A 670-nucleotide genomic window follows, 5' to 3' on the forward strand; every position below is an offset into this window, starting at 1 on the left:
CCCTTGGACTGCGCGACCACCGCCCGGCGGGCGGCGGCCGGGTCGGCCTCGCCGGCCTGCCGCGCGCGCAGCACCGTACGCAGGACGGCGGTGGCGGCCCCGTCGTCGGCGGCGGGGCCGGCGACGAGCAGGGTGCGGGCGGTGTAGCCGGAGAAGGGGAGTTCGGCGTAGCGCTCGCCGAGGGCGGTGCGGGCTGCCTCGTAGAAGCTGGGGAAGGTCACCCCGGCGTCGATGTCACCACGGGCGAGGGCGGCGGGGACCTGGTTCGGGACCAGGTTGACCACCGTCACGTCGGCCGCCGTCAGCTGTGCGGAGGCGAGCATCCGGCTCAGGGCGTACTCGACGTTCGTGCCCTGCGGCACCCCCACCTTGCGCCCCTTGAGCGCGGCGAATCCGGTGACCTCGCGGTCGGTGCGGGTGAGCAGCCGCCAGTCCGAGAACCGGGACAGCTCCGCCACGACCCGCACGTCCCGCCCGCCGAGCGCCGCCGTGACGGCGGGCAGGTCGCCGACGACGCCGAACTGCGCCTGCCCGCCCAGCACGGCGTTCAGCGCGTCCCGCCCGGTCGGCAGGGTGGTCACGGTGGCCTCGACCCCGTCGGCGGACCACAACCCCCGCTCCTGCGCGAGGTACACGGGCGCTCCGCCGAGCTGGTCGCTCCCGCCGCTGG

At 76.6% G+C, this 670-nt stretch carries 1 protein-coding gene; it reads right to left on the minus strand.

The window, feature by feature from the left end; genetic code table 11:
• The coding region (locus VR44_RS25975; RefSeq protein ID WP_245692226.1) for an ABC transporter substrate-binding protein at positions 1 to 635 on the minus strand (635 nt) is incomplete at its 3' end.
• Between the last annotated feature and the right edge of the window lie 35 nt (positions 636 to 670).

Origin of the sequence: Streptomyces katrae, from assembly GCF_000966975.1 — a bacterium.
In the GTDB taxonomy this organism is placed as follows: Bacteria; Actinomycetota; Actinomycetes; order Streptomycetales; family Streptomycetaceae; genus Streptomyces; species Streptomyces katrae.